This window comes from Novosphingobium resinovorum (genome assembly GCF_027922145.1).
GTDB lineage: Bacteria > Pseudomonadota > Alphaproteobacteria > Sphingomonadales > Sphingomonadaceae > Novosphingobium > Novosphingobium resinovorum.
The window spans coordinates 112,546-127,741 of record NZ_BSFC01000044.1 but is presented as its reverse complement, the minus strand read 5'-3'; the positions used below and the strand labels follow the sequence as shown (position 1 = coordinate 127,741).

Below are 15,196 nucleotides of genomic sequence, written 5' to 3'. Positions count from 1 at the left end.
TTCGCTACGCTCGCAATGACGAGCGCTTGCCGCTTACACCAGCGTCTTGCTCTCCGCGATCGCCGAGATGCCGCGCTTGCCGCCGCTGCGGTCGAGCTGCACCACGATGTCGATCACCGAGGACGCATATTCCAGCGTCTCCGCGCGGGTCAGGCCGATACCGGTCTGCATCGACATCAGCGCGATCTGCTCCAGCGCGCCGCGCGGAGTGTTCGCGTGGACGGTCGAGAACGAACCCGGGTGGCCCGTGTTGATGGCGCGCAGGAAGCTGACCGTCTCGGTGCCGCGCAGTTCGCCCAGCACGATGCGGTCGGGACGCAGGCGCAGCGCCGCTTGCAGGAGGTCGTTGGCCGAGACCTTGGCCTCGCCCAGTTCGCCCTTCACCGCGATGAGGCCGACGCCGTTCGCGCCCGGCAGGCGCAGTTCGGCGGTATCCTCCACCAGCACCACGCGCTCATGCTGCGGGATTTCGGACAGCATCGCATTGAGAAACGTCGTCTTGCCGGTCGAAGTGCCGCCCGAGATCAGGATCGTCCGACGCCGCCGGATCGCGTCGCGCAGGAAGGCGATCGGCTCCAGCATGGCGTCGGGCGCGGGTTCCTCGATATGCGGCGGGATCGGGCCGCGATCGTAGGCGTCGAGCGGCAGTTCCAGCAATCGATGCCGACGGATCGCCAGCGCCCAGTTCGCGCGCGTGGCGGGCGGCCCGACCAGCTGGATACGCGCGCCGGAGTGCCCGCCATAAGCCGGAAGCGTCGCCGAGAGCAGCGGATGCTCGCGATTGATGCCCTGGTGGCTGATCCGCGCGACCTGCTCCGCGAGACGCTGCAGCAGGCGGTTGTCCATCTGCGGCAGCGCGATGCACTGCATGCCGGACAGCGCCGCGTCTTCCACCCAGATCTCGCCGGGGCGGTTGACGAGGATTTCGGTCACCGTCTCCTTGTCGAGCCACGGGCGCAGCGGCGCGAGGTAGGCGTCGAGATAGACGCTGCGCGGCTCCGCATGGATGGGCGTGTCAGCCATGGGCGCCACAGTCACGGACGCATGCGCAGCAGCAGGCTGCAAGGTGAGGACTTCGGCCATGATCGCTCACTGAACCGCGCTGAAGTCCAAGTCCTTGGCGGTGAACACGCGGATCGGCTCGCCCTGGCGCACGCGGATGGTCGGGCCGATGCTCGACCCGCTCTGCACCGCCGCCGAGGCCGCCGAAGTGCCGCCGCCGATGACGACGTTGGAACCGCTCGACGCCAGCGTCGTCAGCCCGCCGACTACCGAGAGCAGCATCGCCGAGCCGAAGCGTTCGAAGAAGTGCGTGTTGACCTTGCCCGGCAGGCCGGTCTCGCCGCCGAACGCGATGGCGGGCGAGCCGAGGTTCACCGAGACGCCGTCCGGACGGATCAGGCGGCTCCAGATCACGTAGGCGCGCTTCTGGCCCGCCGTCAGCCCGCTCTTGTACTGGCCGATCAGGCGCGAGGAGCGCGGGACGAGCACGCGCTTGCCGTCGAAGCTGCGCACGTCGGTCGAGACGATGGCGCGCACGTAGCCGGGGACGTCGGTGTCGATCGCGGTTTCCAGCACGGCGGGGATCAGCGTGCCCTGCGTCACCGTGGTGGCCGGATCGAACGAACGTGCGGCCGATGCGGTCGAGCCGGGGCCGCCGATGCGCGCAGCGAAGTCGTCGTTGGCGGTCCCGCCGCCTGCCTTGGCGACTTCTCCGGCGACACCCGCGACGGGCACGGCAGCGCCGGTGCCCGCGTCGAACACGACGGTCGGGCTGGCGAAGCGGTTGGCCTGAGGTGCGATCTCGGTCCCCGGCGCGGCGGCCAGCACCGGGGCGGGCGCAGGGGCCGGAAGCGGCGCGGGCATCGGGGCCGGAACGGCAGGCGCCACGGCCGCGGGGACGGCGACGGGCGCTGCGGGCTGCGGCGCGGGTGCGGCGGGCTTGAGGTCGGCAGTGCCGTTGCGGGCCGAATCCATCGACCACAGCGTCAGGCCGCCGAGCGCCGCCACGATCAGCACACCGGCGGCAAGGCCGAGGCCGTCGGCCTTCTTGCGCTGGGTGACTTGCGGCAGGACGTTGCGCGTCGCCAGATCGATGACCTGCGCACCTTCGCCCTCACGCGGGTCGGTAGCCGCATCGCCGGAAAAGCGCTCACGAAAGGCCGAGTTGGACGAGGAATTCGGCGCCATGGATCAGTTTCCCTGTGACGTGGGTGCAGTGGGAGCGACAGTCGGCGCAGCTTGCGGTGCAGGCGAATTCGCCGCGACAGTCGGCGCTGTTGCTGGAGCGACCGACGCAGGTTGGGGCTTGGCCGGGCGCGAGGAGAGCGGCAGCGTGTTCACCAGTTCCGCCTTGGTCTTGCCGGAACGCAGGATCAGCGTGTTCGGCACGTCGTCGATCACGATCGTCGCGCCCCGCACCGCATAGTTCACCGGGCCTTCGTCACCCTTCTCGTTGGTCACGAGGATCGCGGGAACCGAAGTCTGCTCCGGCCACAGCAGGTAGGTCGACTGGCCGTCGTCATAGATGCGCGAAGGCAGCAGCTTTTCCGGACCGACGCGCTTCCATGCGAAGTTCAGCGCAGCCGGATCGGCGGGCACGGCGGAAGGGTCGCCCAGCGCCAGCCCGGCCTCGGATGCATCCAGCCCTGCCGCGGCAGGCGCGGCCTGCGGCTTGGGCTCATCCTTGTAGGTGAAGCGCAGCATGTAGAGCGGCCTCGCCTTAGTCGAGGCGACGAGGTCGAAGAAATAGGTGTGGCGGTTGGTCACCACCGTCATGTTGGTGCGCGCGGTGGCTTCGAGCGGCTTCACGAAGAGCAGGTCGGCGCGCTTGTTCGGCGTGATCTGCCAGGCCTGCGAATCGCCGACCGCGACGTTCTCGATCGCCTCGCCCTCGCCGAAGGCGATGGTCGCCTGCACGCCGGCCTTGCCGTCGATGCGCACGACTTCGCTCTCGCTGTAGGCGTGGGCGAGCAAGCGGTCGTCCGCCCGGGCGGGAGCCGCCAGCGCGAGCGCCATCAGGCTGCCCGCAAGGACGGTCTTGCGCAGCGTTGCGCGGGTCATCGTGTCTTCTCCTTCGGCAACTTGCCGGTGTCGTTCGAGGCACTGCGGAACCGGCTGCCGATCCCCTTGGCGCGCGTGGCCGAATCGCCCTGACGCAGAGGTTCGATTCCCCCGCCCACGACTTGGGTTACCACGGTTCGCCGGTCGCTTGAACGTGCTGCACTCTCGCCACCCGTCACCGAAGCACCCGCCGCCGCGGCAGCGGCAGATACGGTCGAGGTGCGGCTCTGGTAGGCGGATACAGAGGATGCGGGCGCGGCGGCCGGGGCCGGAGCAGCGGCGTGGCCCTGCGGCGCGTCGCGATCACGCTCGGAAGCGCCAAGGCCGAAGACCTGCCAGCCGGTCACCATCGTCGCGGCGACCTTCACCACCATGACCATCAGCGCGACGTGGACCGAGGCGACGAGGAAGAACGCCATCGCACCGCGCCCGTCGATCTCGCCCGCATTGGCGCTTTCGACCAGGCCCGAGATGATCGGCACCAGCAGTTCCAGCGTGATACCGCCGCCGAGCACCACGAAGAGCGGCGTGATCGCGGTCAGCACGACGCCGCGGAGCCAGCCCGCGGTGAGGCCGCGCGTGCCGCCGAACAGCGCCATGACCACGAAGATCGGCCCGAGCGCGAGCAGCACCGCCAGCGCGATGCGCGCCGTGAGCAGCACGCCCACGGTGCCGAGCAGCAGCAACAGCGCGCCCATCCACATGACGCTTTCGGGCGTGAACAGCCCGCCCGCGCCCTTGGCGGCGATGGCCGCGCCTGCGGCTCCGCCAGCAGCTTCGCCGCCCTCCTTGGCCGCCTGCGCGCCTTGCGAGGTCGCTTCGGAAATCTGGTTGATCGCGGAGAAGACGATGTCGATGCGGTCGCCGAACAGCTGCGTCGCCGAGCCCTTGGCGCCCATCAGCATGCCGGCGACCCAGTCCGGCCCGCCGATCGCGAGGTTCCAGACGACGCCCTGATAGGCAACCCAGCTCGTCGCGAAGGTCAGCACCACGCCGAGCCGCAGCATGCGTGGGCTCAGTGCCGAGATGCCGAGGCTGGAACGCCCCGTCAGCAGCGAGAACGCGAAGAACGCGATGTAGAGCGTCAGCACGATCGTGAGCACCGGGGCCATCGCGCCCCCTGCCCCGAACAGCCGCCCGAAGGCGCCCGCCGCCATCTCGTTCGCCACGCAATCGACCGCGCGCAGCGCCGGGGCGACCCCGGCGGAAGCGTATTCGGTGAGCTGTTCGCAGGCGTTCGCCATGAGGCTTACTCCGCCGCCGCCGTCCAGGGCGCGTCTTCGTCCAGTTCCCCCGGCCACTGCATGCCGGTGAGCACCGGATACCAGCTTTCCGGCGCATCGCCGTAGCGTTCGCGCAGGGTGTCGAGCTTGCGCACGGTGCTCTCGCGGCCCGACAGGACGGTGAGCACCTCGGGCATGCCCGAAAGGTCGAGGCGGACCACCACCGAGGAGTCCGACTGGCGGATCAGGAAGCAGCGCGAATGCGCGGGCAGCGTGCGGATGACGTCGAGTTCGTGCTGCGACAGGCCGAAGCCCTCGCAATAATCTTCGGCCCGCGCACGCGAATTGGGCATGAACACCATCGTCGCGGTCTGCTCGACAAGGGCGGTGGCGATCTTCGAATCCAGCGCGTCGCGCGCCGACTGGGTCGCGAAGCCGACCAGCGCGTTGCGCTTGCGCAGCGTCTTGAGCCAGTCGCGGATACGCGCGGCGAAGACCTCATCGTCGAGCGCCTTCCAACCCTCGTCGATCAGGATCATCGTCGGCTCGCCGTCGAGGCGCTCGTCGATGCGGTGGAACAGGTACATCATGACCGGCGTGCGCAGGCGCGGGCTTTCCAGCAGCGCGGTCATGTCGAAGCCGAGCACGCGCTGGCTCAGGTCCAGACGGTCGTGCTGGTTGTCGAACAGCCAGCCATGCTCGCCGCCCTGCAGCCAGGCGTCGAGGCGTGAGGCGAGGTCGCCCGGTTCCGGACGGCGCGCGCCCGCCAGCAGCTCGCGGAAGTGCGAGAGGCGGCGCAGCGACGGATCGTTGTGATAGGCCGCGTCGACCGCACTGGCGATCGTCGAGAGTTCTTCCGGTCCCTTGGCTGCGAGCAGGACACCGAGCCAGTCGCGCAGGAAGGCGCGGTTGTGGGCGGTATCGGGCAGCGCGAGCGGGTTGAACCCCGTCGGATGGCCCGCCGCGACGCGGCTGTAGGTGCCGCCGATACCGCGCAGGAACACTTCGGCGCCGCGGTCCTTGTCGAACAGGATGGTGCGAGGGCCGAACTTCTGCGCCTGCGCGGCGAGGAAGTTCATGACGACCGTTTTACCCGAACCCGACGGACCGATGACGGTGAAGTTACCGAGGTCGCCCTGGTGGAAGTTGAAGAAGAACGGCGTCGAGCTGGTGGTGGACAGCAGCGTGACCGCGTCGCCCCAGTGATTGCCGCTCGCCTGCCCCATCGCGAAACCGTGCAAGGAGCCGAAACAGGCCATGTTGGCGCTGGAGATCAGCGCGCGGCGCACGATGAAGCTCTCGTTGCCGGGAAGCTGGCCCCAGAACGCGGGTTCGAGGTTCACTTCCTCGCGCACCGCGACGGCGCCCGCATCGGCCAGCGAGGCGGCGCACATCGCGGTAACCTCGTCCAGCGCATCGAGCGAATCGGCGCGGACCAGAACCGAGAGGTGATGATCGCCGAAACCGACCGAGCCGGTGCCCAGCGCATCGCGCGCGGCGGACATTTCGCGGCGCTCGGCCACTGCTTCCTCATCGGCGCTGCGCAGGCGGCGGATCGAGAGGTCGATGCGTTCGCGCGCGATCTGGCGGTCGGCCGGAGCGTATGTTTCGGTCAGCACCATTTCGCAAGGCAGGCGCAGCAGTGCGTCGGTGAGGCCCGGCGCAGTCGAATCGGGATAGTCCTTCAGGGAAACGATCGAGCCGAAGGTACCGCCGGTCGCCCCGCGCAGTTCCAGCGCGTCCATGCCGAAGCTGACGCGGCGGTAAGGCAGCATGTGGCCGATGTCGGTCTCGTCCGAGGGACGACGCACCGGGCGCATCTCGCCGTTGTAGAGCGCCGAGAGCAGTTCGAGCACTTCCGAGCAGCGGCCCGCAGGCGCATCGTAGTCGCCCAGCAGGCGCGCTCCATAGGCGCCAAGCGAGGCGACCATCGCCGCAGCTGCGGCCTTGAGCGCTCGAACGTCGCCAGGATCGACCTCGGCGTTTTCCGCACCCTTGTTCTTCATGAAGCGGCTGAGCTTGTCCGCCCAGCCCGCCTTGCCGCGCGCCGGACGGCGCACCAGGGTAATGAACTGGTCGTTGACGAACAGCGCGCCCGAACCCGTGCGCGCCCGCCAGCGCGCGTCGATATGCGCGGCGAGCGGATCGTCGAACTGCGCCGCCATCTCGATCTCGACGCGGCGGCGGATGACGTGGTGATAGAGCACGAAGCGCGCATCGAGCGATGAGCGCAGCAGCACCTCGCGCGTGGCGACATGAGCGTTGAGTTCGTCGCTGTCGGCGGTCTCGAACGCGAGGCCGGGCACCATGAGCGAGAGCATGACCGAGCCGTCGCGCAGGCGCACGACGTTATCGTCCACGAGCCCGGCGTAAGGCAGGCGGTCGCCGGCGAGCACTTCCTTGGCTCCCCAGCCCTTCAACGGCGATTTGAAGCTCTTGGCCATAAAAACTGTCGTCCCCCGCGCACGCAGTCGCTTACGGCGCGTAGCTGTTGCAGCCCCAGCGCTGCCAGTTGGCGACGCGCGGGCACTTGCTGACCTTGGCGATCCACAGATCGAACACCCGCGGCTCGCGCAGGCACGCGAGATAGCCGATGCCGTGGATCACCAGCATGACCGGCAGCGTCCAGAAGCTCTTGGTGATGAGGAATATCTCGGTCACCACGGCGAAATTGATAATGAAAAAGCTGTAAGTCACGCCCGCGAACATCTGCGGGCGGGTCAGCGCGCGGTGAACCGGATAGCGGGCCAAAGTCATAGGATCGGGCTCATGCGCTCAGCCCACTGCCGCCGACTGGATGCCGGTCACGATCGCACCCGCGCCGAACAGGATGAACACGCCGATGATCACGGTCGCGCCGAAGCGCCAGTTCATCCGGCCGGTCAGCATCATGAAACCGACGGCCGCCACCGCCATGACGGCAACCGCGGTCGCCACGTTGCCGAGCAGCGTACCCTGCAGCCAGCCGAGTGCCGCGACGATGGGGCCGGAACCGGCAGGATCGGCCGCAACGGCCTGAGCATGGGCCAGCGAAGGCGAAAGCTGGGCCGCGACCACGGCTGAAACTGCGTAGAAGCAGCGCGCGAAACGGCTGCGAAGATGTGCGTATCGAATCACCATACCCTCCGTATGAGCGCGCAGTGCGCTAGCAGGATGACAGGTGTGTGACGACAGTGCTGCCAAGCCGTCGCAAATCTCGTCGCAGATGATGAACGGATGACGGTTTTATTTCAGGGCAGCCACGCGGCGACTGGCTTTATACATATGGGGACGCCGTCGTGGCTGCTGCGACCTCGAAGGACCCGGCTTGTGCACCGGGGATCGTCGAGCCAATGATCGGGAGAGGGCGAGGAAAAGGGGCGCCCCTTTCGGAACGCCCCCTCATCCCCGCCGGAAACCGGATGTCAGCGTGAGGCCATGCGGTTCGCCGCCAGCAGGCCGCTGAGCGCACGCCGCGCCGCGAAGCGCGAATCGACCCAGGTTCCGTCAGCCAGTTCGAGATCGTAGCGCACCGGCGTCGATACCGCCGCGCGGAAGGCGGACAGCGCCTTGCCGCTCATTCCGGTGCGGGCATAGGCGGCCCCGAGGTTGATGAGCGTGGCCGGATCGTCCGACCTGGCGCCGCCGTCGGCCTCGAGCTTGGTGATCGCCTGCTGCGTGCGGCCCGAGGCGAGTTCCGCATAGGCGACGTCATGGGCCTGCGATGCCGGCCGCTCGACGACGAGCGAAAACGCAGACTGACCCATCAGAACGGCGGCGGCGAGTGCGGTAAGGGACATTGCGATTTCTCCCGTGGACTATGTCGACCCCGTCATCGTCTGCCGGAAATCGCCACCCATCAACAAAATGACGCTAGTGTCATAAAACTGCAATCAACCTGTGATCGCAAAAATCACCACCGACTCGATGGGCAGCTAACCTGCGGCTAATTCGCAACGTCACATCACCGTCGTGTAAGTGCACATTAATGTCATTGTAATGCCAACAAAGCGTCACTCGCGCGGCCTAGAGGCCTCGATCAGCGAGGGGCGGAATCGTGATCGCCCCCGTTCGATCTGTTCGACCTGAACACGCCTGAACACACGGGGGATTCATCGTGAAGAAAATTTCCGGTCTGCTGCTCATGGGCTGCAGCGCTCTCGCTCTCGCCGGCTGCGGCGCCGACGACATCTCCTCGCCGGGCGCCGGCTCGATCGATGTCGACATCACCAATCCGACGCCGACCCCCACTCCGACCCCCGGCACCGGCCTGGTCGAGGCGGCGACGGACTGCCCGGCGATCGGCGCCACCGGCGGCCTGACCAACAGCGGCACCGTCAGCGGTCCGGAAGGCACCTGGCGCGTCTGCACCCTGCCCTCGCTGATCGACGCCAGCACCACGCTGCCCAAGGTTGACGGCGTCCTCTACCGCATGAACGGCCGCGTCGATGTCGGCTGCGACGGCGGCCTGACCGCCCCGACCACGGGTGCCCCGTTCTCCACCACGACGCTGAGCTGCGGTGGCCGCTCGCTGACCGCAGACACCAACGTCACGCTCACCATCGAGCCGGGCGTGATCGTCTACGGCCAGAACGGCGCCGACCCGGCATGGCTCGCGGTCAACCGCGGCAACAAGATCAACGCCGAGGGTACCCTCGCGCAGCCGATCATCTTCACCACGTACGAGAACGTGCGCGGCACTGCGACCGAAGCCACCGACGGCCGCTGGGGCGGCATCGTGCTGATGGGCCGCGGCATCATCACCGACTGCACCGCGGGCGGTTCCACCACTGCCGGAACCTGCGAGCGCGACACCGAAGGTTCGGCCAACCCGGCTGTCTTTGGCGGCAAGGACAACACCTACAACGCGGGCATCATGAAGTATGTCCAGATCCGCTTCTCGGGCTACGTCCTGGGTTCGAACACCGAACTGCAGGCGCTGACGACCGAAGGCACCGGCACCGGCACTACGCTGGAATACATCCAGAGCGTGAACAGCTCGGACGACGGCGCTGAATTCTTCGGCGGCGCGGTCAACATGAAGCACTACATCGCCGTCAACGCCGACGACGACAGCCTCGACATCGACACCGGCCTGCAGGGCAACTTCCAGTACGTCATCATCGCGCAGCGCGCGGCCGACGGCGACTCGCTGATGGAAGTCGACAGCAACAACAACGAAGACCAGACGCCGCGCCAGCGCACCGTCGTGGCCAACTTCACCGCCATCCAGACCGGCGTGAACAACAACTCGAACAACGCGGCGATCTTCGCACGCGGCAACGCCGACCTCACCCTGGTCAACGGTGTGGTCTACGCGCCGCAGGACGAGTGCATCCGCGTCAACGGCACCGGCACCACCGCCACCCGTGCGACGCTGACCGCGCAGTCGGTCGTCATGACCTGCGCCAGCTCGGGCGCGTTCCTCGGCACCGGCAGCTACGCCAACGCCGACGTCCAGGCCGCCTTCAACGCCGGTTCGAACAACAACGCCGCCTTCACCTCGACGCTGGCGAGCACGTTCGTGAACGGCGCCAACGAAGCCGGTGTGGTGGCCTATGCCAACATCAAGTCGCTCTCGAGCTATTTCGACGCCGTAACCTACATCGGCGCCGTCAAGGACGCTGCCGACATCTGGTATCGCGGCTGGACCTGCGACACCGCGACCGCGAACTTCGGTTCGAACAGCGCCTGCACGGCCCTGCCGGTCACCTGAGGCAACCGCCCTTAGTCGAACGAAAGGGGGGGCGGTCCGCGAAGGCCGTCCCCTCATTTGCATCCAATTTCTCTGTTCTAGGGGGACACCAAATGACCAAGCCGCGGCTCGTAGCGGCGCTGCTGCTTTCCAGCGCGATGACCATGCCAACGATGGCATGGGCGCAGGACAGCACCACGACCGACAACACCTCGACCGGCAGCACAGCGCCCGCCGACCAGGATCCGGAAGAGGGCGACGCCCCCGACGTCTCGATCCCGGGCGGCGAGATTCTCGTCACCGGCCAGCGCTCGCGCAATGTGCAGCGCTATGCCCCGCAGGTCGTCTCGGTCCTCTCGAACGAGGAAATCGCGCGCACCGGCGAAGGCGACATCGCCGGCGCCCTCGGCCGCGTGACCGGCCTTTCGGTGGTCGGCAACGGCTACGTCTATGTGCGCGGCCTCGGCGATCGCTATTCGCTGGCCCTGCTCAACGGCTCGCCGCTGCCCAGCCCCGAGCCGCTCAAGCGCGTCGTCCCGCTGGACCTGTTCCCCACCAGCATCATCGCCTCCTCGCTCGTCCAGAAGAGCTACTCGGCGAACTTCCCCGGCGAATTCGGCGGCGGCGTCATCAACCTGACCACCCGCGCCGTGCCCGACAAGCCGTTCCTGACGATCGGCGGCGGCGCCTCGTGGGATACCGAGACGACCAACAAGCTCGGCTACACCTACTACGGCAGCAAGACCGACTGGACGGGCTACGACAACGGCAACCGCAACAAGTCCGTCGAGATGAAGGACTATCTCGGCAGCGGAACCCTGCTCGACGGCACGAGCGACCAGGCGCGCGCCATCGGCAGCACGCTGTTCAACGGCCGCAACGCCGTGGTCCAGAGGGACGATCACCTCCCGGTCAACTTCTCGGGCAGCCTTTCGGCGGGTACTTACGCCGATATCGGGGAGGTCCGCCTCGGCGTGATCGGAGCGGCCAGCTACTCGAACAAGCTGCAGACCAAGGACATCACCACCCAGCGCATCGCCGGTCTCGACTACGACACGCGCGAGCAGGACTTCCAGCAAGTCGTCACCGAGAACCGCATCGTCGCCAACGCCATGCTCGGCGTCGGCCTCGAGTGGGGCGACAACAAGATCCGCTGGACCAACGTGTACATCCACGACACGGTCAAGCGCGCCTCGCTTTCGCTGGGCTACCAGAACGCCACGCCGACGATCGACTACCTGTACCAGGATACCGGCTGGTACGAGCGTCAGCTGATGGACACCCAGCTGGTGGGCGAGTTCAAGCTGGGCAGCGACACCGAGCTGGACGTGCGCGGCGGCTACGCCAACTCCAAGCGCAAGGCGCCTTACGAGATCTCGCTGCAATACGTCCGCCTCAACAGCGGCACCAACGGCGACCAGTTCATCAACCGCCTCGACGGCGGCAACCAGGGTGACGCGACGGTCGACTTCTCGAACCTCGACGAAGACGTCTGGTCGGCGGGTGCCGACTTGTCGCACACCTTCGGTGCGGGCTGGCAAGGCACGGTGGGCTATGCCTACCAGCTCAACGATCGCCGTACCTCGCGCCGCTCGTTCCAGATCCGTGCGCAGGGCGATACGCGCCTGATCAGCACCTTCGGCCTGCTGCGGCCGGACGTGCTGTTCCAGCCCGGCATGTTCTTCATCGACCAGGCGACCGACGGGGCGGTGGACTACCACCTGCTGACCAACGAGATCGATTATGCCGGTGCGGTATTCGACGCCAAGCTGAACAACCATGCATGGTATGCCAAGCTGAACGGCCAGGTCACCGACGCCCTCAGCTTCGATCTCGGCGTACGCTGGGAATACGCCACCCAGTTCGCGGGTGTAGTGCCCATCGCTGCCACCGGCACGGCCATCCCCGATACCAACCTCGAACGCGAATACTGGCTACCCGCACTGACGCTCACGTACGAGCTGCAGCCGGGCATGCAGCTGCGCGTCAACGGTTCGAAGACGATCGCGCGCCCGCAATTCCGCGAGCTGCTCTATCAAACCTTCTTCGACCCCGACAGCAACCGCAGCTATCGCGGTAACCCGCTGCTGAAGGACAGCCAGCTCTACAACGCCGAGGCGCGTTTCGAGTATTACATGAGCACGAAGGACAAGGTCTCGGTCGGCGCCTTCTTCAAGCGTCTGGAAAACCCGATCGAAACGTTCCTGGTCCGTCCGGGCAGCGACTTCGTGACGACGTATGCCAACGCGCCCTCGGCCAACCTATACGGTGCCGAAGTCGAACTGCAGAAATACTTCGACCTCTTCGCCGATCGCCGCCTGCTGCTGGCGGCGAACTACACCTACACCAAGTCCAAGCTCAGCGTGAAGCAGGGTGACACGACGGCGGTGTACGGCGCCTCGACCAACAATGCGCTCGACTACTTCCGCGACGGCGCGCCGCTCACCGGCCAGTCGGAGCATATCGCCAACGTGCAGCTCGGCCTCGAGCAGCAGGACGGGCTCTCGCAGCAGACCTTCCTGTTCAACTACGCCAGCAAGCGCGTGACGAGCCGCGGCCTCAATCAGTCGGGCCAGAACGACATTTTCGAGAACCCCGGCTTCACGATCGACTTCGTGGCGCGCCAGGGCATCGAACTGGCGGGTACAGAGGTCGAACTGAAGTTCGAGGCGCGCAACCTCACGGGGCGTAAACACTCGGAATACCAAGACTTCGAAGGCGGCCGCATCCAGGTCAATACGTACGACGTGGGCCGCGTGTTCTCGCTTTCGGCTTCGGTCACTTTCTAAGCCGTCTTTTCCGGGGAGGCACCTGCCCTCCCGACGGCAACCTCATGGCCCGGTCGCCCAGCGACCGGGCCCTTCTTTTTGCCCTTTGCAAAGTCGGCAAACACCGGTAAGCGCGGGTCAGTCATCTGGGGAGTAGCCGCCCGCGCATTTCGCGGGACCTGCCGTCAACACACTTGGTCGAGAGGCCATGGCGCGCAGGAGGACGGGAATACCGTTCGGGCGAGACCAATGACGCATGCGGTTTCGCTCGGCCGGGCGGATTACCGAATGCGTCGTTGCGTTTCGTTTCCGCCCGGCCCGAAAGAACCATGACCTTGGAAGCCCTGCTTACATCGACCGCCGTGGTCGCCCTCGCCGAGATCGGCGACAAGACCCAGCTTCTCGCCATCGTCCTCGCCACGCGCTTCAAGCGGCCCTGGCCGATCGTGGCGGGCATCTTCGTGGCGACGATCGCCAACCATTTCCTTGCCGCACTGGTGGGCGAGCAGGCGGCCGCCTTCCTCGACGGGCAGTGGTTCCGCTACCTCGTCGCCGCCAGCTTCATTCTGATGGCCGGCTGGACGCTGATCCCCGACAAGTTCGATGAAGACGAAGAGGCCAAGCCGAGCCGCTTCGGCCCCTTCCTGGCGACCGCCATCGCCTTCTTCCTGGTCGAGATGGGCGACAAGACCCAGATCGCCACGATCGCGCTGGGCGCCCGCTTCCAGAGCGTGGTGCCGGTGATGATGGGCACCACCATCGGCATGATGATCGCCAACGTGCCGGCGGTGTTCCTCGGCAATGCCCTCATCAAGAAGGTGCCGCTGAACGTCGTGCGTACGGTGGCGGCGCTGCTGTTCCTGGTGATCGGCCTGTGGCTGCTCGCACAGACGGCGGGCCTGCTGGGCTGAAACGACGAAGGGGCCGCGGCAAGGCGGCCCCTTCGTTTCATCATACCCCAGCCACGATTGCCACCCTATCGTCATTGCGAGCGCAGCGAAGCAATGACGAAAGTATTCAGGCGATCCTAGTGCCTCGCCGCCACCCGTCCCGGGACAGGTCCGGGACGTCGAGCGATCAGGCCACGTCCATCGCATACCCCGCCGCACGCACGGTGCGGATCGGATCGGTCTCGCCGTCGCGGTTGATCGCCTTGCGCAGGCGGCGGATGTGAACGTCCACCGTGCGCTCGTCGATGTCGGAGTCCATACCCCAGACGCCGTCGAGGATCTGCTGGCGCGAGACCACGCGGTTCGGACGCTCCATGAAGTAGCGCAGCAGGCGGAACTCGGTCGGGCCCAGATGCAGCGCCTCGCCGCCGCGACGCACGCGGTGGCTGGTGGCGTCGAGTTCGATATCCCCCCACGACAGCACACTTCCCGCCAGCGACGGGCGCGCGCGGCGCAGCAGCGCCTCGATGCGGGCCATCAGCTCGCGCGGCGAGAACGGCTTGGTGACATAGTCGTCAGCGCCGGTCTTGAGACCGCGGATCATGTCCTCTTCCTCGCCGCGTGCGGTGAGCATGATGATCGGGACCGAGGCGGTTTCCTTGTCCTTGCGCAGCTGGCGGCAAACCTCGATGCCGGGCACCTGCTCGATCATCCAGTCGAGCACGATGGCGTCGGGCGTCTGCTCGCGCACCATGACGAGGGCTTCCTCACCGTCGGGCGTGGAACGCACGTCGTAGCCTTCGGCCGAGAGGTTCCAGGTCAGCAGTTCGCTGAGGGCGACGTCGTCTTCGACGACGAGGATCGAGGCCGCGCTCACGACAGCATTCCCGAGCTGGTATCATCCGTCAAAGAGTCGCGCTCCGTGCAGTATTCGCCGGTCGCGGCGTAGTAGACCATTTCGGCCACGTTGGTGGCATGGTCGCCGATGCGCTCAAGATTGCGGGCGATGAAGAGAAGTTGCGCGGCGCTGGTGATCGTCGCCGGGTTCTCCATCATGTGCGTCAGCAGCGAACGGAACAGCGTGTTGTAGAACTGGTCCAGCTTCTGGTCGCGCTTGATGACCTCCACCGCCAGCTGCGCATCGCGCGAGCCGTAGGCGTTCAATACATCGCGCACCATGGACTCGGCGATCTCGGCCATGGCCGGGACCAGCGTGACCGGATCGATCTTGGTGCGGCCTTCCAGCGCATTGACGCGTTTGGCGATGTTCTTGGCGTAATCACCGATGCGCTCGATCACGCCCGAGATCTTGAGCGCGGCGATGACGTCGCGCAGATCGTCGGCCATCGGCGCGCGCAGGGCGATCGTGCGAACCGCAAGACGGTCCACTTCGGCCTCCAGCGCATCAAGCCGGGCGTCGGCGGCGACGACTTGCGCGGCCAGTTCCTCGTCATGATGGACGAGCGCGGTGATGGCGTCGCGGATCGCGACTTCGGCGAGCCCGCCCATTTCGGCGACGAGGCCGCGAAGCTGCCCGATCTCGGAGTCGAAGGCCTTGACGGTATGGTCTACCATGGC

The 15,196-nt window shown here is 66.8% G+C and carries 13 protein-coding genes and 1 riboswitch; of the genes, 3 read left to right on the top strand and 10 right to left on the bottom strand.

All coding sequences use genetic code 11. From position 1 onward, the window contains the following. Window positions 1-33: 33 nt before the first annotated feature. From virB11 to PKE80_RS23215, 8 genes are all read right to left on the bottom strand, one after another. Entirely contained in the window at window positions 34-1,083 is a 1,050-nt protein-coding gene (gene virB11, locus PKE80_RS23250; protein ID WP_271184569.1) for a P-type DNA transfer ATPase VirB11, read from the bottom strand. A gap of 6 nt (window positions 1,084-1,089) precedes the next feature. Continuing rightward, window positions 1,090-2,190 carry a TrbI/VirB10 family protein gene (locus PKE80_RS23245; protein WP_008831079.1) on the bottom strand — a complete coding sequence of 367 codons (1,101 nt, stop codon included), beginning with the start codon at window positions 2,188-2,190 and terminating at the stop codon, window positions 1,090-1,092. Between the two features lie 3 nt (window positions 2,191-2,193). Then, window positions 2,194-3,063, bottom strand: a complete 870-nt coding sequence (locus PKE80_RS23240) for a TrbG/VirB9 family P-type conjugative transfer protein (RefSeq protein ID WP_271184568.1) — start codon at window positions 3,061-3,063, stop codon at window positions 2,194-2,196. Next, window positions 3,060-4,307 carry a TrbL/VirB6 family protein gene (locus PKE80_RS23235; protein WP_271184567.1) on the bottom strand — a complete coding sequence of 416 codons (1,248 nt, stop codon included), beginning with the start codon at window positions 4,305-4,307 and terminating at the stop codon, window positions 3,060-3,062. Before PKE80_RS23235 ends, PKE80_RS23240 begins: the two co-directional genes overlap by 4 nt. A 5-nt stretch (window positions 4,308-4,312) precedes the next feature. Beyond that, window positions 4,313-6,730 (bottom strand): VirB4 family type IV secretion/conjugal transfer ATPase, encoded by a 2,418-nt coding sequence (locus PKE80_RS23230; RefSeq protein ID WP_271184566.1) that lies wholly within the window; start codon window positions 6,728-6,730, stop codon window positions 4,313-4,315. 31 nt (window positions 6,731-6,761) lie between these two features. Continuing rightward, a complete protein-coding gene (locus PKE80_RS23225; protein WP_008831075.1) occupies window positions 6,762-7,043 on the bottom strand; it encodes a VirB3 family type IV secretion system protein in 282 nt (93 codons plus the stop codon). A gap of 18 nt (window positions 7,044-7,061) precedes the next feature. Then, the gene (locus tag PKE80_RS23220; protein ID WP_008831074.1) at window positions 7,062-7,406 is read right to left on the bottom strand and encodes a TrbC/VirB2 family type IV secretion system protein; all 345 of its coding nucleotides are present in this window, start codon (window positions 7,404-7,406) and stop codon (window positions 7,062-7,064) included. A gap of 284 nt (window positions 7,407-7,690) precedes the next feature. Next, a complete protein-coding gene (locus tag PKE80_RS23215; RefSeq protein ID WP_036526292.1) occupies window positions 7,691-8,065 on the bottom strand; it encodes a hypothetical protein in 375 nt (124 codons plus the stop codon). Window positions 8,066-8,382: 317 nt separating this feature from the next. On the opposite strand from PKE80_RS23215, the gene PKE80_RS23210 reads away from it, so the two are divergent. The 3 genes from PKE80_RS23210 to PKE80_RS23200 all read left to right on the top strand — a co-directional run bounded on the left by PKE80_RS23210 (window position 8,383) and on the right by PKE80_RS23200 (window position 13,639). Further along, window positions 8,383-9,981: a beta-helix domain-containing protein gene (locus PKE80_RS23210; protein WP_271184565.1), complete on the top strand. Its 1,599-nt coding sequence runs from the start codon at window positions 8,383-8,385 to the stop codon at window positions 9,979-9,981. 92 nt (window positions 9,982-10,073) lie between these two features. Next, on the top strand, window positions 10,074-12,749 hold the full coding sequence (locus PKE80_RS23205) for a TonB-dependent receptor domain-containing protein (RefSeq protein ID WP_271184564.1): 2,676 nt from the start codon (window positions 10,074-10,076) through the stop codon (window positions 12,747-12,749). 100 nt (window positions 12,750-12,849) lie between these two features. Further along, a riboswitch (yybP-ykoY riboswitch) is annotated at window positions 12,850-13,048 on the top strand. A 15-nt stretch (window positions 13,049-13,063) separates the two neighbouring features. After that, window positions 13,064-13,639, top strand: a complete 576-nt coding sequence (locus PKE80_RS23200) for a TMEM165/GDT1 family protein (protein WP_036526437.1) — start codon at window positions 13,064-13,066, stop codon at window positions 13,637-13,639. Window positions 13,640-13,805: 166 nt separating this feature from the next. On the opposite strand, the gene phoB is transcribed toward PKE80_RS23200, so the two are convergent. Together phoB and phoU are read right to left on the bottom strand one after the other, a co-directional pair. Then, window positions 13,806-14,495, bottom strand: coding sequence for a phosphate regulon transcriptional regulator PhoB (phoB, locus tag PKE80_RS23195; protein ID WP_008828293.1), 690 nt, complete (start codon window positions 14,493-14,495; stop codon window positions 13,806-13,808). Then, window positions 14,492-15,193 carry a phosphate signaling complex protein PhoU gene (gene phoU / locus PKE80_RS23190; RefSeq protein ID WP_271184563.1) on the bottom strand — a complete coding sequence of 234 codons (702 nt, stop codon included), beginning with the start codon at window positions 15,191-15,193 and terminating at the stop codon, window positions 14,492-14,494. Before phoU ends, phoB begins: the two co-directional genes overlap by 4 nt. Window positions 15,194-15,196 lie beyond the last annotated feature (3 nt).

Excerpts from the sequence above, each read along its gene's own strand:
- PKE80_RS23220 (WP_008831074.1), bottom strand. The coding sequence starts at position 7,406 with ATGGTGATTCGATACGCACATCTTCGCAGCCGTTTCGCGCGCTGCTTC.
- PKE80_RS23235 (WP_271184567.1), bottom strand. The coding sequence starts at position 4,307 with ATGGCGAACGCCTGCGAACAGCTCACCGAATACGCTTCCGCCGGGGTC.
- PKE80_RS23245 (WP_008831079.1), bottom strand. The coding sequence starts at position 2,190 with ATGGCGCCGAATTCCTCGTCCAACTCGGCCTTTCGTGAGCGCTTTTCC.
- PKE80_RS23240 (WP_271184568.1), bottom strand. The coding sequence starts at position 3,063 with ATGACCCGCGCAACGCTGCGCAAGACCGTCCTTGCGGGCAGCCTGATG.
- PKE80_RS23225 (WP_008831075.1), bottom strand. The coding sequence starts at position 7,043 with ATGACTTTGGCCCGCTATCCGGTTCACCGCGCGCTGACCCGCCCGCAG.
- PKE80_RS23205 (WP_271184564.1), top strand. The coding sequence starts at position 10,074 with ATGACCAAGCCGCGGCTCGTAGCGGCGCTGCTGCTTTCCAGCGCGATG.
- phoU (WP_271184563.1), bottom strand. The coding sequence starts at position 15,193 with ATGGTAGACCATACCGTCAAGGCCTTCGACTCCGAGATCGGGCAGCTT.
- virB11 (WP_271184569.1), bottom strand. The coding sequence starts at position 1,083 with ATGGCCGAAGTCCTCACCTTGCAGCCTGCTGCTGCGCATGCGTCCGTG.
- PKE80_RS23230 (WP_271184566.1), bottom strand. The coding sequence starts at position 6,730 with ATGGCCAAGAGCTTCAAATCGCCGTTGAAGGGCTGGGGAGCCAAGGAA.
- PKE80_RS23215 (WP_036526292.1), bottom strand. The coding sequence starts at position 8,065 with ATGTCCCTTACCGCACTCGCCGCCGCCGTTCTGATGGGTCAGTCTGCG.